The sequence below is a fragment of the Eubacterium sp. AF17-7 genome, from assembly GCF_003461285.1.
Lineage (GTDB): Bacteria > Bacillota > Clostridia > Lachnospirales > Lachnospiraceae > Eubacterium_U > Eubacterium_U album.
Genome location: NZ_QTWU01000012.1, coordinates 1 through 26,584 on the forward strand (window position 1 = coordinate 1; position 26,584 = coordinate 26,584).

Consider the following 26,584-nt stretch of genomic DNA (forward strand, 5'->3'; position numbering starts at 1 on the left):
GTGGTAGCAATATCGTACCGGTTCGATTCCGGTCGCCGGCATAGACAAGCAACTTAGGTTGCTTGTTTTTTTATGCATTAGTTTATATTTTAAGGTATTGTCTTAAAATATTGCTTAATGTTGAATAGTTTATAATTAGTATTAGTATAAGATACATCTGAAAAATTAAAGAAGGTATGAGGGAAAAATAATGAAAAAATTATTATATGCAGTTACAAGCATATGTTTGATGACGGGAATTATATTTTGTAATAATGTGAATACAGAGGCAAAAGTAATCAATAACAAAATTGTTTATGCTAAAAATAATGAAAATGGAATAGCAATAAAATGGGATGTAGTTAGAAATGCGACAAAGTATGTAGTTTATAGAACTAATCAGGATGGAAAGTTTGAAGAATATGATACAGTAAATTATGGAAATAAATATTTAGATGAAAATGTTGAAACAGGTGAAGAATATAGATACGTTATATATTCATATAGGTATTCAAAAAAAATTGCAGAAAGTGATGAATCGGAGAAAATAGTTGGAGATCCAAAGACAGTAACAAACGTTACTGCAAAAACAGGAAAGGGTGATGAAATTTGTATCACTTGGGATATTAATCCATATGCGTCAGGATATTATGTATATAAAAGTTCAGATAATAAAAATTGGGATAAAATAGGAACAGTATATGAAAATGAAGGAAAATATATTGATAAAAATACAGAATATAACATATTAAATAATAGTACTAAATTAAATGCAAAGTTAGTATATAAATACAAAGTAAAGGCATTTGAAAATATAGATGGAATAACATATACAAGTAAAATATCTAATAGTTATGGAATGGCTATTCAGGAAAAAGGAATTGATGTATCACATCACAATGGAAAAATTGATTGGAAAAAAATAAAAAAATCAGGCGTTGATTTTGCAATGATTCGTATAGGGTATGGAGATTCTAAAAAGGGTGGAATAAAGGATAAAAATTTTAAATATAATATGAAAAATGCAAAAGCTAATGGAGTAGAGATTGGCGTATATTTTTATAGTTATGCTGATAACATACGTGAAGCAAAGAAGGAAGCAAAATATGTAATTAAGAAAATGAAAAAATATAATATTGATTATCCAATAGCATATGATTTTGAAAATGATTACAGAAGAAAGCGAAAATTAAAAAAGAAAAACACAAAAATTATTGATGCATTTTGCAAGACAGTAGAAGATGCAGGATATAATACAGTAATATATTCCGATGCAAACTATTTTAGAGATTTCTTATATACAAATAAATTGGCAAAATATGGGCTTTGGGTTGCAAGATGGACATATGATAAGAATGATTTTAGAGATTATGATTTAGAAAATGTATTTATTTGGCAATATTCAGATAAAGGAAGAATGAAAGGATGTAATTATCCTCTAGACTTAAATGCAAGTTTTATTTGTAAAAATGATAATTAAATTAATTTGATTATATTTTTATTAAATCAAGCAAATTATATGATATAAATTTATATAATTAAATTATAATTTTTATTACACTTTTATAGATAAAAAATTAAGAGCATAATATGTATCGTCTTATTAATATGTACATTAATCTATAGATTAAGAATGAGATTAATAAAAAACATTAAAAATATACATAAAATTAAATATTCAAATGAAAATAAAACTAAATTAACTAAATTAAATTGTTGAAGTGAAAAGTTTATTTCCACTTTGAAAATTGAGAATTATAAAGTGGCATTTACTCTTACGAAAATGAGCAAATGTCACTTTTTTCTTGGCATTTTGTTACAATTAGTGTTACACTAATTGTAACAGAGGCAGAATTTTAAAGAAAATGCACTCAGGACAGTCAGTGGTGCATTTCCTGTCATAAACACACTTGCAGTAATTTCTGCATTCCAAGGGCATGTTGCATTTATGTGAAAGAGAGCGGTGAAGTTTAATTTCCTTGCCAATGGTTGACTTGTTTTTGCCAATGGTTTGAGCAATGGCCGTTTTTGAAGAATCACTGGTAATGCCGGTAAGAATGATGCGTCTTTCATATAATGTTAAATGTGAAAGAGAATTATTAATACTCATATAAACCTGACTTTCCAATGGCTGTCAGGCATATATTAAGTGTAAGACTAAAATCCACTTTACCCACTTCAAAGTGGAAATAAACTTTTGACTTCACAGACTAAATTACTAAATTTATATTGACATCTAATAAATTTTAGTGTAGAATATGCAATGTCGCGTAAAACGACGTTGTTTGTACGTGTAGCTCAGCTGGATAGAGCGTCTGGCTACGGACCAGAAGGTCGTGGGTTCGAATCCTGTCACGTACATTAAAATCCTCTAGATTTGTCTAGAGGATTTTTTGTTATGCTAAATTAAGGTAATTATAAGAGTTTATTTGGTATATGCTATTTTTTTATATATAAATCTTAGAAGGGAGAGTTTTAAATACAAGTAAATTTGTATTGGAAAATAAAATGAAAAAAGTAATAAGATTATTAATATGTATAGCAATGACAATAATATTAACAGTTGGTTGTGAAGACAAAGACATAGATAATACAAATTTTAACAATGAAAATCAAAGTGTAAATTATGATATAGATGTGACTTCAAATAACTTAACTAATGAAAATAAAGTAGAAAGAAGCACAGATGAATTTGACAGTATTTCATCAATTAAAGGAGAATGCAATGTATGGGTACTGGATGTAGGACAGGGAAGTAGTACCTTAGTTGAATCAGATGGTGAATATATGCTTATAGATGGTGGAGACTCAGATAAGTCATCGTATCTGGTAAGTTATTTGAAAAAGAAAGAAATTACAAATTTTAAATATGTAATTGCAACGCATTACGATGCAGACCATTTAAATGGAGTGGTAGGGGCATTAAATGTTTTTGATGTAGAAAATGTTATTTGCCCTGAATATACAACTACAACAAGAGTATATAATTCATTTATCAGTATTATGGATAATAAAAAAATAAATCGAATACAACCAATTGTAGGAGAGACATATTCATTAGGAAGAGGTGAATTCACTATAATAGCGCCAAATTCAACAGGATATAGCAATGTAAATGACTATTCTGTTGGAATTAGGTTTAAATATAATAATAAAAGTTTTTTAGTTGCAGGGGATGCAACTAATATTTCTGAAGAAGAAATTGTAAATAATAGTATAGATATAAATTCAGATGTTTATATAGTAAATCATCATGGTAGTAGTGGATCGAGTTCAAGTGAATTTTTAAATAAAATTGATCCTGAATATGCAGTGATAAGTGCCGGTAAAGGCAATGCGTATGGGCACCCGGCATACAAAACATTGGAAAAACTTAATAAAATAGGAGCAAAAATATATAGGACGGATATAGAAGGTGAAATTGAATTTTCGTTTACGGAAAAAGAAATCCAATTCAATAAAGATTCATATAATAAGTTAGAATCTGGAGAGAAAATAAATAAAGATTCATATGAGAATAACCAAGATAATAAACTTATAAGCTCAAATGAAGGTGATAATAGGTCAATCGAAAATGAAAGTTCAAATAAATCAGACAATTATGTATTAAATAAAAATACTAAGAAAATTCATAAGGATGATTGTAAAAGTGTAAAACAGATGAGTGATAATAATAAGGTATATTTTGATGGAACAATAGATGAGGCAGAGGCACAAGGATATAGTAAGTGTCAAAATTGTTTTAAAAACGAATAAATAAAAATATTTGAGGCATAATATTCATGTAACAAAAAAAGAATTTAGGAGGACATTATGTCAAAAAAATATTCAAATGAATTTTCAAATTCAAAAAATAGTACTTCAAATTTAGAAAACAAAATTTCAGATAATTCAACATCAAAAAACTCAGTTTCAAAGAATACAACATCAAAGAACTCAACTTCAAAGAATACAACATCAAAGAACTCAACTTCAAAAAACGAAGAAGATTGTTCTGATAAATATTAATATTTTTTATAAAAGGAATTTTGTTTTTGTAGAGGCATTTTGCAATTTAGTGCAAAATGCCTTTACATATGTTGCTAAGAATATGGTACAATGGATGAAATTGTTAGTTAAAAAAAGAAAAGGAATAGCATATGAAAAAATATAATTTTGTTGCACCGTGCCATTTTGGAATTGAAGCGGTACTTAAAAGAGAAATTCAGGATTTAGGATATGATATCGTTAAAGTTGAAGATGGAAGAGTCACATTTGAGGGAGATATTTCAGCTGTATGTAGGGCAAATGTTTTTTTGAGAACTGCAGAGAGAGTGTTACTTCAGGTAGGACGAGTTAAGGCGACAACTTATGACGAATTGTTTGAAGCCGTAAAAGCTATGGATTGGGAAGAGTATATACCTGAGGATGGAAAATTCTGGGTGAAAAAGGCAAGCTCTATAAAAAGTAAGTTATTTAGTCCTTCTGATATACAAAGAATTGTAAAAAAGGCTATGGTAGAGAAATTGAAATTAAAGTATAGAGTAAACAGATTTGCAGAAACAGGAAATGAGTATCCTTTAAGAGTTGTTTTTTACAAGGATGAAGCTATTATAGCGCTTGATACTTCAGGTGATTCTTTACATAAAAGAGGATATCGTAAAAATACGGCTAAAGCACCTATTTCAGAGACTTTGGCAGCAGCATTAATAATGCTTACACCTTGGAACAAAGACAGAATTTTAGTTGATCCATTTTGTGGAAGTGGAACATTTCCAATAGAGGCAGCGTTAATAGCAGCAAATATTGCACCAGGAATGAATAGAGAATTTACTGCAGAAAACTGGGATAATCTTATTGAAAAGAAATTATGGTATGACGCAATAAATGAAGCAAATGATATGATAAATGATGATATAGAAGTAGATATTCAAGGCTATGATATAGATGGAGAAGTAGTAGAATTTGCCCGAAAAAATGCTGAACTAGCAGGTGTAGACCATTTGATTCATTTCCAAAGAAGACCGGTTAGTGAATTAAGACACAGCAAAAAATATGGGTTTATTATAACAAATCCACCTTATGGAGAAAGATTAGAAGAAAAAGAACAATTACCTCCAATATATCAGGCGTTAGGTAGACAGTACAAGGCACTTGACAGTTGGTCTGCATTTGTAATAACGTCATACGAAGATACTGAAAAATATATGGGGTTAAAAGCAACTAAAAATAGAAAAATATACAATGGAATGATTAAAACATATTTTTATCAGTTTATGGGACCAAAACCGCCTAAAAAGAAGGAAAATTTGCGATAAATGGCGGAATGCTTTAATATTTGTTTGAAAAAAGATAGGAGAGAGATAAAAATGAAAGAAATAATTTTTGCAACAACAAATCAAAATAAAGTAAGAGAAGTAGGAATGATGTGCAATAATCCTGATTTGAAATTGTTAACTTTAAAGGATATTGGCTTAGATGTAGATATTGTAGAAGATGGAAGTACATTTGAAGAAAATGCAATAATTAAAGCAAAAACAATTATGGAAATGACAGGAAAAATAGCTTTAGCAGATGACTCAGGTCTCGAGGTTGATTATTTAAATGGAGAACCAGGAATTTATTCAGCGAGATATTTAGGGGAAGATACACCTTATTCAGAAAAAAATGCCGACATTATTAGAAGACTTGAAGGAGTAGAGGGAAGTGACAGAAGTGCCAGATTTGTGTGTGCAATGGCTGTAGCATTTCCTGATGGAAGAATAAGGACATGTCGAGGAACTATTGAGGGAGTAATAGATTATAAGGAAAAAGGAACAAATGGATTTGGATATGATCCAATAGTTTATGTGCCTGAATATGGGTTGACAACAGGTGAAATGGAGCCTGAACTAAAAAATAGTATTAGTCATAGAGGAAAAGCTTTAGAACAGGTAAAAAAGATACTTGAGGAAGAATTGCAGTAATTGATAAACGAATAAAGTTAGTGTTTGAAAGTGGTGTTAATATGAAGAGAGTATTAGTTGTAAGTGATTCGCATGGAAATATGGGAAATTTAAGTGAAGTAATAAAAAGATCTAAAGATATTGATATGTTAATTCATCTTGGAGATATACAGGGAGAAGATGAATTACTACGTTCTATGTGCAATTTCCCAGTTGAAATTGTACGTGGAAATTGTGACTTTGAAACAAATAATAAATTATACTTGACAATTGAGCTAGAATGTCATAAGATATTCGCGACCCATGGACATGCCTACGGCGTTGAATGGGGAATAGAAAGATTGTCATATGCAGCTTTAGAAGAAGGTTGTGATATTGCGATGTATGGACATACACATGTTCCGGAAATTATTCAGGGAGATGACATTACGGTTATAAATCCCGGAAGTATTTCAAGACCGCGACAGATGAACCATAAACCAAGTTATATTTTGATGGAATTACTTGACAATGGGGAAGTTTTTTACAATCTAAATTACTTTGAAAAATAAGTGATTAAAAAAATAAAAAAAGTTTAAAAAAGTTGTTGACAAGTTGAAATACATAATATATAATACATCATGTTGCTGCTGAAAAACACAGAACAAAACAGCAACGAAGACGCGAAGTACTAACACCAATCGGGGTGTGGCTCAGCTTGGCTAGAGCGCTTGATTTGGGATCAAGAGGTCGCAGGTTCGAATCCTGTCACCCCGACTTCGCGGGTGTAGTTCAATGGTAGAACACTAGCCTTCCAAGCTAGATACGTGGGTTCGATTCCCATCACCCGCTTTGCTTATTAGAGAGCCTTGTGAAAGTTGATTCTCTATGTAAGCTGAGAGGTTAACACCTAGAAGTTAATGAATGTGCGTGTCCGTAGCTCAGCTGGATAGAGCAACGGCCTTCTAAGCCGTGGGTCGGGGGTTCGAATCCCTTCGGGCACATTGTTCTGGAAAGAAGCCAGATGCTGTGGTGGCTATAGCGCAGTTGGTTAGCGCGCCAGATTGTGGCTCTGGAGGCCGAGGGTTCGAATCCCTCTAGCCACCTTTCACAATGGGCTATCGCCAAGCGGTAAGGCACAGGACTTTGACTCCTGCATTCGCTGGTTCGAATCCAGCTAGCCCAGTTATTGGGCAACCAAGTAAAACATTATATGGGCCACTAGCTCAGGTGGTAGAGCACTTGACTTTTAATCAAGTTGTCCGGGGTTCGAGTCCCCGGTGGCTCACTGACAGGTGTAAGAAATCTTACACCTGTTATTTTTTGAAATGATTTAGCGGGTGTGGCGGAATTGGCAGACGCGCCAGATTTAGGTTCTGGTGGGAGACCGTGCAGGTTCAAGTCCTGTCACCCGCATGAAAAAGGATTGTCGATTGCGACAATCCTTTTTGTTTTTGAAGAATTACTAAAAAATCAAATAAAAAGCTACCTTTAATTAAAAGGAGATATATGGTATTATTTATTATGCTATTCACATGGGATATTAGAATCGAAGAATAAGAAAAGCCAATAGATATGGAGGAGAAAAAGGTGGAAAAAGAATTTAGAGACAAGGTTCTTAGATTTGGATTAATAACATTAGTTATATGCATTTTATTGGAAATTTTTGTGTTTAACTATAAGAGCTTTACGTTGTTGGGAGGTAAATATAATCAAAGGACAATTCCAGTGTCGGAAGCACAGGTTACAGGTGCAAGTGAGAGTAATGGAGTATATACTGCATCGAACAAGGAAATAGCAGTAAAGTTTCCGGTAAATGATTATGTTAAAACGATAAAGTTTAATATGGAATCTGCTGATGGTGGAAAAGAACAAACAGATGTAAGTATCGCATATACAGAAAGCGCACATAGAGACTCAGATAGGTATAGCAATAAAAAGATGAATATAGTTAAATCTATGCCTGAAACAAAATATGCTACTTGTAGTTTTACAGGTGAAACATATACGATTACCATGAAAATAGAATCTGAAGCAAATCAGAGGTATACAATTACAGGTTTGACTATAAATGAAAAAATCCCATTTAAATTTTCTTTTATCAGAGTTTTTATGATATTTATCATAATGGTTTTGGGATATGTATTTGCTAAATATCCAGGACTTGATGGAAGAATGAATCTGAAGAAAAAAAGTCAAAAGGCGGTAGTTATATTTGCAGTAGTTGTATCAGCGTTAACACTTACATTTATTGCAAAAATGTATACAGATGATTTGTTTAAAACAGAAGAAGTTGTGACGAATCAGATAAATCAGGAATTAGTTGATGCGTTTGAAAAAGGACAGGTATCATTGCTTGATCCTGTTCCGCAGGCGTTACTCGATGTGGATAATCCGTATGATTGGACGCAAAGAACGACAATGGGAGAATCATACAAATGGGATCATTTGCTTTATAATGGAAAATATTATTCATATTATGGAATAACAACAGTTTTAACGTTATTTATGCCATATCATAAGATTACGGGAAAATATTTTTCTACGGCCTTAGCGACTTACATTTATAGTATGATAGCGTTGATTTTTATAGCATTAATATATATAAGCGTTGTAAAAAACTGGTTTAAAAAGATTCCGTTTAGGATGACTATAATGGGATTGTTTACAACGTTGATAATTAGTGGAGTTACATTAAATGTTGTAAGACCTAAGTTTTACGAATTAGCATCAGCATCAGGACTTTGCTTTACAGCGATAGGAATGTTCTTTATTATAAACAGTGGAATTTTTCAGAAAAAGAAAATTAAAAAAAGTTTCCTGTTTTTGTCTGCGCTGTTTATGGGATTAGCAGTTCTTGCAAGAGTTACAGCTGTATTTTGGTGCTTCGCATGTGTAATATGGATTTTATATGGATTAATTCAGAACAATAAGCAAAATGGAAAGAATGCAATAGAGATTATCAAATATGTTTTGGCAGCAGGTGTGCCTTATGTTGTATTTGGATTAATTCAAATGTGGTACAATTATGCAAGATTTGGTAGTGTTTTTGATTTTGGAATTCAATATTCATTAACAATAAATGATTTTACTCAGGCAAAATCAACTATTGAATTGGTTATGGTTGCTGTTGTAAATACATTGTTAGTTATACCGACTATTAATTCAACATTTCCGTTCATACATGGTAATTATGACTCAATGCAGCTTAATGGGTATTATTTTGTGGATACACCATGTACAATGGGATTGATTGCAAGAGGACTTCCAATACTTTCAGTTCTATATGCACCGAAACTTGCTAAGAATTTTGATAAAAAAGAGAAGATAAAACTTGCATTGACATGGCTTATACCTGGAATTATATTCCCGTTAATAATGGTTTCAATGACATGGGAAAATGGTTATTCCATAAGATACGGATGTGATTATGCATGGCAGTTTATGATGGCGGGATTGGCAGTTATGTTCTATGTTTGTGGAAATATGAAGAATGAACAACTAAAAAAATGGATATACCGAGTTTTTGTATTATGTACGATATGGGCTGTTATAAGTACGATTGCAGCAAGTATTGCTGTTACACCTGAGAGCACATTAACATATTATGATAATGAAAAAGGTATGAGAATATATTGTCATTTAAGAAATCTAATAATGTTTTGGAACTAAATGATTGTGGTGAAATTAAAAAATTAATGAAAAGCCTCATTAGTATACTTACTTTTAAAAGTTAGCACAAAAAAATCTAACGATTAGAAGCCGGGACATTAATGAGGCTTTTTATTTAGTTAGCACAAAAAAACTAAAAGATATAATTTTTCAAAAAAAAGTGTAACCTGATATGAAATTATCGTGTCTATAGATATATAAGATAAAAATAATAAAACTAATTAGAAAGGGATAAAAATGAATACTAAAAAGAAAAATTATATAGAAGGTTTAGATGCAATGAGAGGAATCGCAATTCTGGGAGTTGTTTTTTATCATTTAATACCAGGCAAATTTCCAGGAGGATTTCTTGGAGTCAATATGTTTTTTGTTTTATCAGGATATTTGATTTATAAAGGGGCAGAATGGGAAGTGACGAATGGAAAATATTCTGTTCAAAAATTTTACATGAAACGGATAAAGAAAATTTTCCCACCATTAATAATTATGATATGCTCGGTGTGTGGAATGTTAGCGATATTTATACCGGAAGTGTTAAAAGGAAAAACAAGTGAAATTATTAGCGTTTTTGGAGGATATAATAATTTGTGGCAAATTCAACAAAATGCATCATATTTTGCCAGAATGAGTAACCAGTCGCCATTTACACATTTATGGGCTATAGCTATAGAAATGCAATTTTATATTGTTTGGCCTGTACTATTTTTCATGATAAAACGTGGTGAAAAGTACTTTTCTAAAAAGAAAACTTTAATAATACTTGCTTTAGTAGTGTTAGTTGGCGGAGCGTGGATGAGTGTTTTGTATAGCCCACAAAATGATGTATCAAGATTATATTACGGGACAGATACAAGAATGTTTTCGCTTTTGATGGGAGTGCTTGTAGCAATTATACAAAATAATTTAAAGCATAGCGAGTCAAAAATAGTTTCATATGCCAAAAACATTTTTTTAGTAATGTTAAGTGTGTTATGCATATGTGGATACTTTATTGTAGAAGGACAGAGCGCATATGTATATTTAGGAGGACTGTTCGTAAATAGTGTTATTTGTGCATTAATTGTTTTACTGATGTCTGGCAGTGGATTTAGTAGAGTAATTGAAAAGAGCCCTCTAACTATTGTTGGAAAGATAAGTTATGAAATATATTTATGGATGTATCCTATTATATTTATCTTTGGATATTATAAGGCAAATTATGGAATCACATCATGGGTAATACAGATATTGTTGATTTTAGGTATTGCAATAGTTCAAAATTGCTTTACAAAACGTTTAAACACCAATCGAATAAGAGGCAAAAAAAATAAATTTGTTAAAAGTTATTTAGCTAAGAGTTATTTATCTGCATGTATAGTTTTGATTATGTGTATTTTGACTGTTAGATGTGACTTGTCAAAGGTATTGAATAGAACATTAATAAAAGCTGATGAAAACAAAGTAGTAAGTGAGATGAAAAATGAAAACAATTATGAGAAAAAAAATAATGACATAGCAAATAATCAAGAACCTGTAACTTTAAAAAATGAACAAGTGAATAATAAAGATTATACTAATGAAAAAAAGAAAAAAACAAAAAAGCAGCAAATTAAAAATGAAAAAATTACAATAATAGGAGATTCTGTATTGTTAGGAGCATCAGCCGAATTGAAAAAAATAAATCCTAATATAATTATTGATGCAAAAGTGTCAAGGCAGGTATCGCAGGCAAAAGATATTGTTAAGAATTTAGAAAGAGAAGGAAAGCTAGGAGATATTGTTGTTATTGCATTGGGAACAAATGGAACATTTTCTGCTTCGACAGGAAAAGAATTGATTAAAGCTATTGGTGCAAAGCGACAGATATATTGGGTAAATGTTTTTGGCGAACATTTGCAGTGGCAGGAAGAATCAAATCATATGATTGAAAGCGTTGTAAACGAATATAAAAATGTGAATTTAATAGATTGGTCAACATATGGAGAAAGTCATAAGGACTGGTTTGTGAATGATGGAATTCATTTAACAGAATCGGGGTGTAAGGCTTACGCAACGTTGCTATATAATAATATTTTAAATAATATAAATACGGATAACTGAAAATAGATTTTAGTAAGGAAATTAAAATGAAAAATTCGTCAATTAATCAAAAAAAAATAAATGAAATAGTGGATGATGAAGTTATTATCAAACAATTTTTTGAAAGGGATGAAAGAGCAATTGTAAATATAGAACAAAAATATGGTAAATATTGTTATTCAATAGCTTTTAGAATTTTGTTAAATGAAAAAGATACAGAGGAGTGTATAAATGATACATGGCTGAAAGTTTGGGATTCCATACCACCGATAATTCCGGAGATTTTATCAGCGTTTATTGGAAAAATAACAAGAAATCAGGCAATTAATAAATATAAATATGAAAATGCAAGCAAAAGAGTTAATTCAAGAATTGAAAAGACATTAGATGAATTAAATGAGTGCGAAATTCTATTGAATAATAATGTGAGTGAGGAAATGGATAGAAAAGAATTAGAAAATTCAATTAATAAATATCTCGAAAAACTGCCAAAACAAAAAAGACAAATATTTGTACGAAGATATTTTTATTTGGATGAAATAAAAGAAATTGCGGATAGGTTTAATCTTAAAGAGTCGGCAGTAAAAGTGTTATTGCATAGAATGAGAAAAAAATTAAAGAGTTATTTGGAAAATGAAGGATATGAAATATATTAAGGAGGATAGACATGGACAATAAAAAAGAAAAAATCAGTAATTTAGAATTGCTGGAAGCTATGAGTGGAATTAATGAAAAATATTTAAAAGAGGCAGATTCTTTATGCATTAAAAAAAAGAATTATTGGCATATGGCAGTTGCGGTTGCAGCAGTAATTATATGTACAATAATAATTCCTAATATAAATGAATCAACAGCATATGCTATGCAAAAAATACCTTTTGTAGGTGCATATTTTGAAATGGTCACATTTAGGCAATATAAATTTGATGATGGCAAAAATTATGCAGATATTAATTTGAAAAAAGTGAAAAATAAAACAGAAGATACGGAATTAGAAATTAGAGAAAACGCTGATAAATCTGAAGAAAAAATAAATCAGGATATGAAGAAAAAAACAAATGAACTTATTAAAGAATTTAGAAAACAAGTTGGTGGCTTAGGGTATTCTTCTTTAAAGGTGAATAATACTGTAGTTACAAATTCAATTGATTATTATTGCATTAAGTTGTCAGCATATATGTCTCAGGCAGATGGTTATGAAGTAAACTATTTTTATACAATTGATAAAAAGACAGGACAAGTGATAAAATTAACAGATTTGTTTAAAAAAGATAGTCAATATGTAGATGTAATTACTAAAGATATAAAGAAACAGATGAAAAAGAAAATGAAAGAAAATTCACAGTATAAATATTTTATAGATGAAGAGGAAAAATATACAACATTTGAAAAAATAGATGAAAATCAACAGTTTTATATTAATAATTCAGGTGAATTAGTTATATGTTTTGCAGAAGGAGATGTTGCACCGGCATATATGGGCGCATTAGAGTTTACAATATCACATAAAACAATCCAAAATATTTTGAAATAAATAAAAAAGACTAATGTAATAATAAAAGGATTTATGCAATAATTAAAAAGGTAAAAAATTTTTAGTTATTGCGTTAAATCCTTTTTTTGTTGAGTTGAAAAAATTACAATATTTCTTTGCTCATATTACTGTTATGATACTTTTTGTCATATGTGACATCTTCTCCGAACCATTCAGGTGGAATAAATGAATTGGCATCTTCGATAGAATTAAATTCGACTTCTACCAGTAAACGACCATCAAATATATCGTGGAAAATATCTAACTCAGCTGTTAGAGAATTAAATAGAGGAATGAGATATCGTGTTTTTGTAATAATATTACCATCGGCTTTTGTCAAAAGATGAAAATAACTTTTTTGATTCAGAGGAAGATTATATTCTTCTCTAGACATCATTCCGCTACCTTTATATGTAAGAAAATAATCCTCATCCTGTTTTCTGATTCGAATAACAGGAGAAGTATTTAAATAAGCCTGTTGAATATCGTGGTGTTCATAAGAGTCTAAATTGTCAGGAAGACATTTAGGAATAAATTTGCGTTCTATTTCCATAAAAATACCATTATAACAAATACGTTAATACCTTTCATAAAATATAGTTGTATAACAAAACATTAAATACTAGAATAATATTATCAGTTTGCTATAATAAAGGCAAGAAAAGTACAAATATAAAGAAAGTGATTGTACAGAATAAAACTAATAAAATGATATAGAAAGGAATAAATAACATGAAGAAAATATATGCATTTTTAGCACAGGGATTTGAAGAAACAGAAGCGTTAATGGTAATAGATTTAATGAGAAGAAGCCATACAATTGATGTTGTTACAGTATCCGTAACAGATGAATTAATGGTTGAAAGTTCTCATAAAGTAAATATTAAGGCAGATAAATTAATTAAAGATATTAATTTTGATGAAGGAAACGGAATTTTTCTTCCGGGAGGTATACCGGGCACACCTAATCTTGAGGCATGCGATATGTTGAAACAGGCAATATTAAAATATTATAAGGAAGGCAAGTATCTTACAGCTATATGCGCAGCACCAAGTATATATAGTCATTTGGGCTTACTAAAAGATAAAAGAGCTACATGTCATGGAAGTTTTGAAAAAGAAATGGATTGCAAAGAATATGGTGGAAGCGTAGTTACTGATGGACAGTTTGTTACTGCAAACGGATTAGGAGCAGCATTAGAGATGGGACTTGAAATGGTATCTATATTAGACAGCGAAGAAAAAGCAGGAAGTATTGCTGAAGCAATTCATTTTAATAGATAGTAAATCTGCATAATAAAGAATTGATAAAATGCAATAGTTAAAACACTTAGAAGTTTATAATTTATATAGAGAAAGTTTACAAATAATATTATATAAGTATTAAATAAAAAAATAATAATTGATAAAAAGAGAGTTGAAAAAGTTAATAAAAAAATGATGACAGTATCTTGCATTTATGTTATAATGTTGTACTGCGTATAGGGTGTAGTATGCCCTGTTGCAATCAAAAAGATAGAAAGATGGACACTGACTCATAGTCCATTTTACATATTCAAGGAGGAAATATTAAGATGAGTTTACAAGTTGAAAAGTTAGAAAATAACACTGCAAAGCTTACAATTGAAGTACCTGCTGAAGAGGTTGAAAAGGCTATAGAAAGTGCATACCAGAAATCTAAATCTAAATTCAGCATTCCTGGATTTAGAAAAGGTAAAGTACCTCGTAAGATGATTGAAAAGATGTATGGCGTTGGCGTATTTTATGAAGATGCTGTAAATAGCATGATTCCTGGAGCTTATGCTGATGCTGCAACAGAAAGTGAATTAGAAATCGTTGCTCAGCCTGAAATCGATATCGTACAGATTGAAGCTGGAAAGCCATTTATCTTTACAGCAGAAGTAGTATTAAAACCTGAAGTAGAACTTGGAAAATACAAAGGAATTGAAGTAGAAGCTAAGGATACAACAGTAACAGATGAAGAAGTTGATGCTGAATTAGCAAAGGTTCAGGAACAGAACTCAAGATTAGTTGCTGCAGATGATAAAGAAGTGGAAAATGGAGACCAGGTAACAATCGATTTTGAAGGATTTGTTGATGGTGTTGCATTTGAAGGTGGAAAGGGTGAAGATTATCCATTAACAATTGGATCACATTCATTTATTGACACATTTGAAGATCAGTTAGTAGGAAAGAAAGTAGGAGACGAAGTTGAAGTTAACGTTACTTTCCCAGAACAGTATCAGGCTGAAGAACTTGCAGGAAAACCAGCAATGTTCAAGGTAAATATTAAAGAAATCAAGGTTAAAGAACTTCCTGAATTAGATGATGATTTCGCTCAGGATGTATCTGAATTTGATACACTTGCTGAATACAAGGAAGATGTTAAGAAGAACCTTGAAGAAAAGAAGAAAGAAGAAGCAGAACAGCAGAAAGAAGCTGATGTAATTAAAGCAATCGTTGAAGATGCTAAGATGGACATCCATGAAAAGATGATTAAAGCACAGGCACAGCAGATGGTTGAAGATTTTGCTCAGAGAATACAGTCACAGGGAATTTCTTTTGAACAGTATATGCAGTTTACAGGTTCAACACCTGAAATGTTACTTGAACAGGTAACACCACAGGCTGAAGAAAGAATTAAAGCAAGACTTGTATTAGAAGCAGTTGTTAAGGCTGAAAACATCGAAGTTTCAGATGAAGAATTCGAAAAAGAATTAGAAGAAATGGCTAAACAGTACAATATGGAACTTGATCAGATTAAGCAGTTCACAACAGATGCTGATAAAGAGACAATTAAGAAAGACATCGCAGTACAGAAGGCTGCTAAGTTAGTAGTTGACGCTGCAAAATAAATAACAGAAACAGGAGGTATGGCACATGAGTTTAGTACCTTACGTCATTGAACAGACTAGCCGAGGCGAACGTTCATATGACATTTATTCAAGATTATTAAAAGACAGAATTATATTTCTTGGTGAAGAGATTAATGATGCTGTAGCAAGTATAGTTGTAGCACAGTTATTATTCCTTGAATCCGAGGACCCAAGTAAAGATATCCATCTTTATATTAACAGTCCGGGAGGATCAGTTACTGCAGGAATGGCTATATATGATACAATGAAATACATCAAGTGTGATGTTGAAGTTACATGTATCGGTATGGCAGCAAGTATGGGCGCATTCCTTTTATCAAGCGGTACAAAAGGAAAACGTTACGCACTTCCTAATGCAGAAATTATGATTCACCAGCCACTTGGTGGTGCTCAGGGACAGGCAACTGAAATTCAGATTGCTGCAGAGCATATTTTAAAAACAAAGAAAAAGTTAAATGAAATTTTAGCTAGCAATTCAGGTCAGCCACTTGAGGTTGTGGAAGCTGATACAGACAGAGATAATTGGATGACAGCGAAAGAAGCTCAGAAATATGGTTTGATTGATAAGGTTATTGAAACAAGATAGCATGGAATTTATAAGGCACCGCATTAGTGGTGCCTTATTGTTAAAATTAGAAAGAGGTTATGATGGCAGGTAAAAATTTTGATGATAGCAATGTACGCTGCTCATTCTGTGGTAAATCTCAGTATCAGGTAAAGAGACTGATTGCAGGCCCGGAAGGAGTATATATATGTGACGAATGTGTAGAGACTTGCGCAGAAATTGTTGAAGAAGAGGTATACCATGCGCAGGATAGTGCTGTTACAGATGACATCAACTTACTTAAACCAAAAGAAATAAAAGAATTTTTGGATTCATATGTTATAGGACAGGATGAGGCAAAAAAGGTTCTTTCAGTAGCTGTATACAATCATTATAAGAGAGTATTGGCAGGAAATGATTTGGATGTAGAATTACAGAAATCAAACATTCTTATGTTAGGACCAACAGGTTCCGGAAAGACATATTTAGCACAGACTTTAGCAAAAATTCTTAATGTACCGTTTGCAATTGCTGATGCAACTACTTTGACAGAAGCAGGATATGTTGGAGAAGATGTAGAAAATATATTACTTAAACTTATTCAGGCAGCGGATTATGATATTGAAAAAGCACAATATGGAATTGTCTATATTGATGAAATAGATAAAATAACAAAGAAATCTGAAAATGTATCAATCACTAGAGATGTTTCAGGTGAAGGTGTGCAACAGGCATTACTTAAGATTTTAGAGGGAACAGTAGCAAGTGTACCACCTCAGGGAGGAAGAAAACATCCACATCAGGAATTGCTTCAGATTGATACAACAAATGTTTTGTTCATCTGTGGAGGAGCATTTGATGGATTAGAAAAAATTATTGAAAACAGAATGGATCAGAAAGCAATTGGTTTTAATTCTGAAATAACAGATAATACTGAAATGAATAACGATGCGTTATTTGGCGAAGTAATGCCACAGGATTTGGTTAAATTTGGAATTATTCCTGAGTTTATAGGACGTGTGCCTGTAACAGTTGCATTAAAATCATTAGACGAAAATGCATTAGTGGAAATTTTAACAAAACCAAAAAATGCGATTGTAAAACAGTACGAAAAGTTATTTGAACTTGATGGAGTAAAATTAACATTTACGGATGAAGCTTTAAAGACAATTGCTAAAAAGTCGTTTGAAAGAAAGACAGGGGCAAGAGGATTGCGAGCAATTATGGAGCAAACAGTATTAGATGTAATGTATGAAACACCTTCAGATGAAACAATCGAGGAATGCATTATTAATGAAGATGTAGTAAACCAGTTAGCAGATCCTGAGTTAAAGTACAAAAATAATTTGGATGCGAAAATAAAAAGAGCAAATAAGAAAGCAAAGAACGAACAGATTCAACCAGCTTAATGTAAGGGAGTAGAAATGCCAGACGAAATGTTAAATTTGCCGGTAATACCACTTAGAGGATTAACAATATTGCCGGGAACGACAGTTCATTTTGACGTCAGCAGAAAACAGTCTATTGCAGCAGCGAATGAAGCTGTGACGACAGGCGAAAAATTATTTGTAGTAACACAAAAAGACCCGGTGGTAGACGCACCGGGTTTTGATGACGTTTATAAAGTAGGAACTGTTGTTGAAGTAAAACAACTTAATAAGATGCCTGACCGGATAGTGCGTGTGATGGTTGAAGCAAAAGAAAGAGGAATAATTCATTCTTACAATGAAGAAAATTCATGTATTAAAGGCGATATTGAAATAATTAAAGAGCCGAATGAAAAAATTACTCAGGTTAGAGAAATTGCATTATTAAGAGAACTTAAGGATGAATTAGCAATTTATGATGGTATTAATCATGAATTGACACCTGTTGGAATAAAAAATATTGATAATCAGGAGTCATTAAGTGGTACAATGCTTCAGATTATTATGAGAATCCGAATGGATTTTAAAACAAAGCAGAAATATTTAGAGGCAAATACACTACTTGAAAGATATGAAGTGATTTTGTCATTTTTCAGTATTGAAAATGAAATAAGTCAGGTAAAAGCTGAAATTATAGAAAAAGTTAAAACAAATATAGATAAAAATCAGCGAGAACATATTTTAAGAGAACAAATGAGAGTCATCAGGGATGAACTTGGCGAAAATGATGCTACGTCAGATATTGACGAGATGATTGAAAAAACTAAAAAGTTAAATGCTGATGATGAAATAAAAGAAAAAATATTAAAAGAAATAAAAAGATTACGTATGTCAGCGGGTAATCCGGCAGATAGTAATGTATTAAGAAATTATATTGAAACTATGTTGGATATGCCATGGAATAACTGTACACAAGAGAATCAAAAAGTTGAAGATGCACAGGCAATTTTAAACAGAGATCATTATGGACTTACAGATGTAAAGGAAAGGATGCTCGAATTTCTATCTGTAAGGGTTTTAACAAAAGATAAAGGCGAAAGTCCAATTGTTTGCTTAGTAGGGCCTCCGGGTACAGGTAAGACATCAATTGCGCGCTCAATTGCAGAGGCATTAAATAAAAAATATGTCCGTATATGTTTAGGAGGAGTTACAGACGAGTCTGAGATAAGAGGACACAGGAAAACATATGTTGGAGCTATGCCTGGTAGAATTGCAACTGCTATCAGACAGGCAAATACAGCTAATCCTCTTATTTTACTTGATGAAATTGACAAATTAGGTCAAAGTATTCATGGTGATCCGGCAGCAGCAATGTTAGAGGTGTTAGATTCAGAACAAAATTCTAAATTCAGAGACAATTATTTGGAAGTGCCTTTGGATTTATCGAAAGTAATGTTTATTGCAACAGCTAATGATTTGTCAACTGTTCCAAGACCGCTTTTAGACAGAATGGAAATAGTTGAAGTATCAAGTTATACAGATAATGAAAAATTCCATATTGCTAAAGAACATTTAATTCAGAAAGAATTAGAGCAAAATGGTTTGAAAAGATCACAACTTACAATATCTGATGAAGCAATAAATAAAATTATAAAATATTATACAAAAGAAGCAGGTGTCAGAAGTCTTGACAGAACAATTGCAAAAATTTGCAGAAAAGCAGCTAAGATAATAGTTGGAAAAGAAAAGAAAAGTATTAAAGTAACATCGAAAAATATTACTAAATATTTAGGAAAAGAAAAATTCCGTCAGGATGAAGCAAATGAAAAGAATGAAATTGGAATTGTTAGAGGACTTGCATGGACTAGTGTAGGTGGAGACACATTACAGATAGAAGTAAATACAATGCCTGGAAAAGGAATACTGGTTTTAACCGGAAATCTAGGCGATGTTATGAAAGAGTCAGCACAGATTGCGCTTAGTTATGCAAAAAGTGTTGCCAAAGAATATGGCGTTGACAGTAAATTCTTTAAAGAGAATGATATACATATGCATATTCCGGAAGGTGCAGTTCCAAAAGATGGACCATCAGCGGGTATAACTATGTCAACAGCAATAGTTTCAGCCATTGCAAATATTCCTGTAGACAGATATTTAGCAATGACAGGTGAGGTTACTCTTAGAGGAAAGGTTCTTCCTATAGGTGGACTTAAAGAAAAATTGTTGGCAGCAAAAGATGCGGGAATGAAAAAAGTACTTGTGCCGGTGAAAAATAAAACTGACGTAGAAGAATTCTCAACTGAAATTACTGATAGACTAAAAATAGTATATGTTTCAGAAATGACTGAAGTATTGAAACAGGCGTTAGTTAAATAATAACGACATATAAATAGAAAGGTAAATCAACATGATAATAAAGAGTGTAGAATTAGAAAAAGTTTGTGGAGTTACAAGCGTAATTCCGGACAATGATAAACCTGAAATAGCTTTTGCCGGTAAATCAAATGTAGGTAAATCATCATTGATAAATGCGTTAATGAATAGAAAATCATTGGCTAGAACATCTTCACAGCCTGGAAAAACACAAACAATTAATTTTTATAATATTAATGATAAATTATATTATGTTGATTTGCCCGGATATGGATATGCAAGTGTATCAAAAGAAGTTAAGGCAAAATGGGGAAAGTTAATTGAAAGATATTTGAGAAACTCTAAGCAGTTACAATGTGTGTTCTTATTGGTAGATATTAGACATGCACCGTCAACTAATGATGTAGAAATGTATGAATGGATCTTGGCAAATGGGTTCTATCCGATTATTATTGCAACAAAGCTGGACAAAATAAAAAGAAGCCAGGTTCAGAAAAATGTAAAGATAATTAAGGAAAAACTTAACGTGGAACCGGGAACAATTATTATTCCTTTTTCAGCTCAGACAAAACAGGGAAGAGATGAAATATGGGATATCATAGATCAGATTACAAAGGAGTAGATAAGAAATGGCAATGGATTCGGCTACATTGTATAAATTAATGATTTTATACATGCTTAATAAGGTTGATTTTCCGTTAACAAATTCACAGATTTCAGAATTTTTCTTAGAAAATGAGTATACGAATTACTTTTCATTACAGGAATCGATAAATGAGTTATGCGAAAATAATTTCGTGTTTTCGGATACAGTAAGAAATACATCATATTATCATTTAACATCAGAAGGAAGAGAAAGTTTAAAATTTTTTGAAAATAAAATTCCTAATGCAATAATTGATGATATGGATACTTTTTTGATAACAAATAAGTATGAACTTAGAAATGAAGTCGGAACAGTTTCTGACTATTATAGAGTAAATGATGGAGATTATATTGTGCATTGTCAGGTAAATGAAGATGCAAGTACATTAATTGAAATAAATCTGACTGTACCAAATAAAGAAAGCGCTGCAAAAATGTGTGCTAAATGGAAAGATGCAAGTCAGGAAATATATGAAATGGTTATAACAAAACTGACGAAATAGCCTTTGGCTATTTTGTCAGTTTTGTTGTAAAGAAAAAATAATGTATATCATGTTCATATGAATTATACGCTAAAAAGACTATGAATTAAAATGAGTAGTGAATAAAAATAGGTATTAAATTTATATAGACTATAAATAAAAATGTATAATAATTTGAAACGATGTTAATTGATGGACTTAAAACAAAAATAGAGAAAGGAATAGTAATTATTTAAATGGAAAGACAACTACAAATAAAACAAGGAGTTGTCCGTAAGTAAAATTAAAAATTACATGGTAATAGAGAGATGGATAAAAAAGGAATATTAGAATTAAAAAGAAGAATGACAAAAGATGGTTGTACATTTACAAAAATGACAGGATGCTATGTGGATGGAGAAAAAAATAAAATTGTAAATATAGATGAAAACTTTTTGGGATTAGAGGAAGAAGAATTTTATAAATACCTTGAAATTGCCAAGAAAACATTGTCAGGTACAATAGGCAATAATTTAATGGAATATGAATTTCCATTAGCTGAAGAGGAACCGGGAGGACATCAGCAAAGTCTTATGGCAATTAAGTCAAGTCAGTTAAAGAATGAAGAAATGCTTGAGTCATTTTATGATATGGTAATAGAAAATTATGAACATACAGGAAATTATCTAATTTTATTATTCCATGATGTTTATGATGTAATGACAAAAACAACAGACAATAATAAGTTAGATGAGTCAGAAGAGATATTTGAATATATCATATGCTCAATATGTCCTGTGGCTTTAAGTAAACCGGGACTTGGATACAGAAAAGACGAGAATAGAATTGGAACAGTAGACAGGGACTGGATTGTCGGACTTCCGGAAAGCGGATTTTTATTTCCGGCATTTACAGATAGAAGTACGGATATACATAATGTTATGTTCTATTCAAAGGATGCAAAAGAACCACATAAAGAATTGGTAAATAATATTTTAGGATGTGAAAGCAAACATACAAATGCAGAAAAACAGGTTATTTTTAATAATTTGTTATTAGAGCATGTACCTGAAGATGACCATAAAGAGGTGTTGATCAAAGTTAATGAAAATTTGGCAGATGTAATAGAAGAAAAACCGGAAGAAAAATTAACAGAAGAAGTTGTTGCGCAGGTTATTACTGAAAGTGGCGTAATGGGAAGTGTTGCGCAGAGTATCGCGGAAGAATTTGTGCATACATTAGGTGAAGAATTACCTGAAGCAGAAAATATTGTTGACCAAAAAATTGTGAAACAAAGTGCTGAGAAGAAGGAAAAGATTGAACTTACAGCAAAAGTGGAAGAACTTACAGCAAAGTTAGAAGAAGCAAATGAAACTATTGCAAATAGCACAATTAACAATGACGAAGAAGAAACACAGGAGACAGATGATAATGAAATTTTTGTAAGAGTTTCAGGTGATAAGAAAGATGAAATAAGAACCCAATTAATTGAAGGACAAAAGTGCATTGTGATTCCTGTATCGGAAGAAGATAACATAAATATTGTGAAGCGTTAAAATTTTTAAAGAGTACAATATCATTCAGAGTTTATAATCTTACTTCATTAAAATGATTATAAAAGAGGAGTTGCAATTACATAAAAGATCTACTGATAAAAAGGAGGAGAAGTGAAAAAATTATCTGCATATATATGGAAAAATAAACTTAGATATATTTTGGCAATAGGCTCGATGATTCTTGCAGTAAGTCTTGATTTAATGTCACCGCAGCTTACAAAACATATTATTGATGATGTTATTGTAGGTGGACAGATAGGCAAATTAAAATATTTACTTGCAGGAATTTTGGCAATAGGCGTAGGAAGAGCGGTATTTCAATATATAAAAGAATATACATTTGACTGCTTAGGTTCTGATATAGCAAGTTCTATGCGAAAAGATTTATTTATACATACACAGAAATTGAGCCAGGATTTCTTTGATAGAACGGATACCGGTGAATTGATGTCAAGAATTAAGGATGACGTTGATAAAATCTGGGATGGATTAAGCTATGTAAGTATGCTGTTGATTGAAGTGGTAATACATACATCAATAGTATTATTTTGCATGTATACAACAAACGTTAAACTTGCGATTATACCTACAGTAGCCATGATTTTTTGTGGATGTATTGCTTTAATTATGGAAAGAAAACTAGGAGCAGTGTATGAGGAAATAAGCGAAGAAAATGCCGAGTTAAATACTGTTGCGGAAGAAAATCTTGCAGGAGTCAGAACAGTTAAGGCATTTGCCAGAGAAAAATATGAAATAGAAAAATTTCTGAATCATAACAACAGATATTATGAATTGAATATGAAGCAGTCAAAAGTATTTGTAAAATATTATCCTTATTTTTCTGTAGTAACAAAAATTTTACCGCTATTAACATTACTCGCAGGCGGGAAAATTGTTATTGATGGAAGAATGTCTTTGGGACAATTGGCTGCAATGGTAGAATATTCAAATAATATAGTGTGGCCGATGGAAATGCTTGGATGGCTTACAAATAGTTTCTCATCAGCAATTGCATCTAATAGAAAATTAAAGAAAATTTATAATGAAGTACCAACAATCAAAGAAAAAGAAAATCCTATAATTCTTGATGAGGTTAAGGGTAAGATTACTTTTGACCATGTGGCATATGGAAAAGAAGGAAAACATATATTAAGAGATGTTTCTTTTGAAGTACAACCTGGAGAAACACTTGGAATTATGGGAGAAACCGGGTCGGGAAAATCTACAATAATTAATCTTATGTCAAGATTTTATGATGCTGATAAAGGAAAAATATGTCTTGATGATGTTGACATAAGGGATATGAAACTAAGTCAGGTAAGAGAAAGTATTTCTCAGGTTATGCAGGATGTATTTTTATTTTCCGACACAATAGCTGAAAATATCAAACTTGGTAAAAAGGACTACATAAGTGAGGAAGAAGTAGAGATAGCTTCAAATAATGCACAGGTAAGTGAATTTGCTACTAAAATGAAAAATAAATATAATACTGTAATAGGTGAAAGAGGTGTTGGACTGTCGGGAGGACAGAAGCAGAGAATCAGCATAGCGAGAGCATTTGCAAAGAAAAATCCAATACTGATATTAGATGATTCTACATCAGCACTGGATATGGAAACAGAGCAACAGATTCAGGAAGCATTAAGGAAATTAGATGGTGTTACAAAGGTTATAATAGCCCATAGAATTAGTGCTGTGAAAAATGCTGATGAAATTATAATTCTCAAAGATGGAATTATCGCTGAGAGAGGAAAGCATCAGCAGTTGTTAGAAAAACATGGCCTTTATTATGAAACATATCAATCTCAATATGGTGATGTAGAAGGGGGTGAAGTGAATGGCTTATAATTCATATAAAGAAGATGAAAAAAGCGTAGAAAAAAGTAAACTTCAAACTCTTAAAAGATTGCTTTCTTATTTGTTAAAATACAAGTGGACAATAGTGTTAGTTTTGATGCTTATGGGATATTGTGTAGTTGTAAGTTTAATAAACCCTCTAATAATTGAGTCAGCAATAGATAATCATATTGGAAATAAAGACTATATAGGCTTATACAAATTATTAATTATAGCGTTAATTATCAATTTAATTGCAACATTTGCCATTAAACTTAGAATGTATATAATGGCTAAAATGTGTAATCAAATATTACTTACAATTAGGCAGGAATTATATACTCATATACAAAAACTTGGATTTAAGTTCTTTGATAGTAGACCTACAGGAAAAATATTATCTAGGATTATCGGAGATATAAATTCCTTAAAAGATGTGCTGTCAAATTGTGTAACAACATTAATACCTGATTTTATTACAGTATGTGCAGTTGTTATTATTATGTTTTCTAAGAATCCAAAACTTGCAGTAGCAGCACTTATAAGTACACCTTTTATGGCAATTGCAATAACAATGATACAGGTTAAGGCTCATCCAAGATGGCAGACTTTTAGAAAAAAATCTTCTAATTTAAATGCGTTTTTGCATGAAGATATGTCGGGAATGAAAATAATTCATAGTTTTACTGCTGAAAAAGAAACAGAAGAAACATTTGATGAGTTACTAAATGAACATAAATCATCATTCAGATCAGCTGTAAGATTAAGTGACTGTTTTGGTTCTGTTATTGATTTCTCATGGGGATTTGGATGTGTTGCATTATATTTTATAGGAATTGTTGTATTGAAAGATGAAAATATTTCTGTAGGTACATTTTTGGCATTTGGAACATATATTAATATGTTTTGGCAGCCTATTAATAATTTAAGCAATTTCTATAATCAGATAACAACAAATATTGCAGGAGCAGAAAGAATATTTGAAATTTTAGATACAAAGCCTGAAATAGAGGATGAGAAAGGTGTTGTCGATTTACCTGATATAAAGGGTGAAGTTACATTTGACCATGTTACATTTGGATATGATGAAGAAAAAGTATTAGATGATGTAAGCTTTGTTATTAAACCGGGAGAAACGATAGCAATAGTTGGACCTACAGGAGCAGGAAAATCAACTATAATAAATCTTATCAGTAGATTTTATGATGCAAATGAAGGAAGAGTGTTGTTAGATGGTTATGATGTAAAAGATGTTTCGATAGAAAGCCTTAGAAAACAGGTTGGAACAATGACGCAGGAAAATTTTATTTTTTCAGGAACTGTCAAAGATAACATAAGATATGGAAAATTAGATGCAACAGATGAAGAAATAATCGAAGCTGCTAAAGCTGTTAATGCTCATGAATTTATAATGAAGCTTGATAAAGGCTATGATACTGAGTTGTTAGAGCGTGGTGGAGGATTATCTATAGGTCAGAAACAGATTTTAGCATTGGCAAGAACAATGGTTTCAAAACCTAAAATACTTATACTTGATGAAGCAACATCAAGTATAGACACAAAAACAGAATTAATAGTTCAAAAAGGGATTGATAAATTGTTGAGTGGAAGAACTTCTTTTGTAATTGCACACAGATTATCTACAATAAAGAGAGCAGATAGAATATTTGTTGTTGATAATGGAAAGATAATAGAAGAAGGAAATCATAGACAATTATTGGAAAAGAAAGGTGCATATTATAATTTGTATATGGCACAGTTCAACATATAACACGAATTG

At 31.4% G+C, this 26,584-nt stretch carries 21 protein-coding genes and 8 tRNA genes; 28 read left to right on the forward strand and 1 reads right to left on the reverse strand.

Annotated features, from left to right (window positions below):
- Positions 1-190: 190 nt before the first annotated feature.
- From DWW96_RS10090 to DWW96_RS10180, 18 genes are all read left to right on the forward strand, one after another.
- Complete coding sequence (locus DWW96_RS10090) at positions 191-1,459, forward strand: GH25 family lysozyme (protein WP_117910320.1); 1,269 nt, start codon at positions 191-193, stop codon at positions 1,457-1,459.
- 807 nt (positions 1,460-2,266) lie between these two features.
- Positions 2,267-2,340 (forward strand) — tRNA-Arg (locus DWW96_RS10100).
- Positions 2,341-2,487: 147 nt separating this feature from the next.
- Positions 2,488-3,735, forward strand: coding sequence for an MBL fold metallo-hydrolase (locus tag DWW96_RS10105; protein ID WP_022089053.1), 1,248 nt, complete (start codon positions 2,488-2,490; stop codon positions 3,733-3,735).
- Between the two features lie 57 nt (positions 3,736-3,792).
- Positions 3,793-3,987, forward strand: coding sequence for a hypothetical protein (locus DWW96_RS10110; protein WP_117910322.1), 195 nt, complete (start codon positions 3,793-3,795; stop codon positions 3,985-3,987).
- Between the two features lie 131 nt (positions 3,988-4,118).
- Entirely contained in the window at positions 4,119-5,276 is a 1,158-nt protein-coding gene (locus tag DWW96_RS10115) for a class I SAM-dependent RNA methyltransferase (protein WP_022089054.1), read from the forward strand.
- A 51-nt stretch (positions 5,277-5,327) separates the two neighbouring features.
- Positions 5,328-5,924, forward strand: coding sequence for an XTP/dITP diphosphatase (locus tag DWW96_RS10120; protein WP_022089055.1), 597 nt, complete (start codon positions 5,328-5,330; stop codon positions 5,922-5,924).
- Positions 5,925-5,965: 41 nt separating this feature from the next.
- Entirely contained in the window at positions 5,966-6,454 is a 489-nt protein-coding gene (locus tag DWW96_RS10125; RefSeq protein WP_147339825.1) for a metallophosphoesterase, read from the forward strand.
- 130 nt (positions 6,455-6,584) lie between these two features.
- Positions 6,585-6,659 (forward strand) — tRNA-Pro (locus tag DWW96_RS10130).
- Positions 6,660-6,663: 4 nt separating this feature from the next.
- Positions 6,664-6,734, forward strand: a tRNA-Gly gene (locus tag DWW96_RS10135).
- Between the two features lie 78 nt (positions 6,735-6,812).
- Positions 6,813-6,886, forward strand: a tRNA-Arg gene (locus tag DWW96_RS10140).
- A 28-nt stretch (positions 6,887-6,914) separates the two neighbouring features.
- Positions 6,915-6,988 (forward strand) — tRNA-His (locus DWW96_RS10145).
- An 8-nt stretch (positions 6,989-6,996) separates the two neighbouring features.
- Positions 6,997-7,068, forward strand: a tRNA-Gln gene (locus DWW96_RS10150).
- Between the two features lie 29 nt (positions 7,069-7,097).
- A tRNA-Lys gene (locus DWW96_RS10155) sits at positions 7,098-7,170 on the forward strand.
- Positions 7,171-7,218: 48 nt separating this feature from the next.
- Positions 7,219-7,298: transfer RNA gene (locus DWW96_RS10160), tRNA-Leu, on the forward strand.
- A gap of 174 nt (positions 7,299-7,472) precedes the next feature.
- Positions 7,473-9,554 (forward strand): hypothetical protein, encoded by a 2,082-nt coding sequence (locus DWW96_RS10165; protein ID WP_022088219.1) that lies wholly within the window; start codon positions 7,473-7,475, stop codon positions 9,552-9,554.
- A gap of 237 nt (positions 9,555-9,791) precedes the next feature.
- The gene (locus DWW96_RS10170) at positions 9,792-11,633 is read left to right on the forward strand and encodes an acyltransferase family protein (RefSeq protein WP_117910323.1); all 1,842 of its coding nucleotides are present in this window, start codon (positions 9,792-9,794) and stop codon (positions 11,631-11,633) included.
- 26 nt (positions 11,634-11,659) lie between these two features.
- On the forward strand, positions 11,660-12,268 hold the full coding sequence (locus tag DWW96_RS10175) for a sigma-70 family RNA polymerase sigma factor (RefSeq protein ID WP_117910324.1): 609 nt from the start codon (positions 11,660-11,662) through the stop codon (positions 12,266-12,268).
- 11 nt (positions 12,269-12,279) lie between these two features.
- On the forward strand, positions 12,280-13,146 hold the full coding sequence (locus tag DWW96_RS10180) for an RsiV family protein (protein ID WP_022088222.1): 867 nt from the start codon (positions 12,280-12,282) through the stop codon (positions 13,144-13,146).
- A 103-nt stretch (positions 13,147-13,249) separates the two neighbouring features.
- Here DWW96_RS10180 and DWW96_RS10185 read toward each other — a convergent pair whose 3' ends face one another.
- Complete coding sequence (locus tag DWW96_RS10185) at positions 13,250-13,699, reverse strand: CYTH domain-containing protein (RefSeq protein WP_022088223.1); 450 nt, start codon at positions 13,697-13,699, stop codon at positions 13,250-13,252.
- A gap of 179 nt (positions 13,700-13,878) precedes the next feature.
- Between DWW96_RS10185 and DWW96_RS10190 the strand changes: the two genes are divergently transcribed.
- The 10 genes from DWW96_RS10190 (at position 13,879) to DWW96_RS10235 (ending at position 26,575) form a co-directional block, all read left to right on the forward strand.
- Positions 13,879-14,430: a DJ-1 family glyoxalase III gene (locus DWW96_RS10190; RefSeq protein ID WP_022088224.1), complete on the forward strand. Its 552-nt coding sequence runs from the start codon at positions 13,879-13,881 to the stop codon at positions 14,428-14,430.
- 290 nt (positions 14,431-14,720) lie between these two features.
- Positions 14,721-16,001: a trigger factor gene (gene tig / locus DWW96_RS10195; RefSeq protein ID WP_117910325.1), complete on the forward strand. Its 1,281-nt coding sequence runs from the start codon at positions 14,721-14,723 to the stop codon at positions 15,999-16,001.
- A gap of 25 nt (positions 16,002-16,026) precedes the next feature.
- Complete coding sequence (clpP, locus tag DWW96_RS10200; protein WP_117910326.1) at positions 16,027-16,608, forward strand: ATP-dependent Clp endopeptidase proteolytic subunit ClpP; 582 nt, start codon at positions 16,027-16,029, stop codon at positions 16,606-16,608.
- Positions 16,609-16,670: 62 nt separating this feature from the next.
- The gene (gene clpX / locus DWW96_RS10205; protein ID WP_117910327.1) at positions 16,671-17,975 is read left to right on the forward strand and encodes an ATP-dependent Clp protease ATP-binding subunit ClpX; all 1,305 of its coding nucleotides are present in this window, start codon (positions 16,671-16,673) and stop codon (positions 17,973-17,975) included.
- A gap of 15 nt (positions 17,976-17,990) precedes the next feature.
- Positions 17,991-20,309: an endopeptidase La gene (gene lon, locus DWW96_RS10210; protein WP_117910328.1), complete on the forward strand. Its 2,319-nt coding sequence runs from the start codon at positions 17,991-17,993 to the stop codon at positions 20,307-20,309.
- Positions 20,310-20,340: 31 nt separating this feature from the next.
- Positions 20,341-20,928, forward strand: a complete 588-nt coding sequence (gene yihA, locus DWW96_RS10215) for a ribosome biogenesis GTP-binding protein YihA/YsxC (protein WP_117910329.1) — start codon at positions 20,341-20,343, stop codon at positions 20,926-20,928.
- Positions 20,929-20,935: 7 nt separating this feature from the next.
- Positions 20,936-21,454, forward strand: coding sequence for a DUF4364 family protein (locus DWW96_RS10220; protein ID WP_022088230.1), 519 nt, complete (start codon positions 20,936-20,938; stop codon positions 21,452-21,454).
- 287 nt (positions 21,455-21,741) lie between these two features.
- Complete coding sequence (locus DWW96_RS10225) at positions 21,742-22,968, forward strand: DUF4317 domain-containing protein (protein ID WP_022088231.1); 1,227 nt, start codon at positions 21,742-21,744, stop codon at positions 22,966-22,968.
- 111 nt (positions 22,969-23,079) lie between these two features.
- Positions 23,080-24,816: an ABC transporter ATP-binding protein gene (locus tag DWW96_RS10230; RefSeq protein ID WP_022088232.1), complete on the forward strand. Its 1,737-nt coding sequence runs from the start codon at positions 23,080-23,082 to the stop codon at positions 24,814-24,816.
- The gene (locus tag DWW96_RS10235) at positions 24,806-26,575 is read left to right on the forward strand and encodes an ABC transporter ATP-binding protein (protein WP_117910330.1); all 1,770 of its coding nucleotides are present in this window, start codon (positions 24,806-24,808) and stop codon (positions 26,573-26,575) included. The genes DWW96_RS10230 and DWW96_RS10235 overlap by 11 nt, the downstream gene beginning before the upstream one ends.
- Positions 26,576-26,584 lie beyond the last annotated feature (9 nt).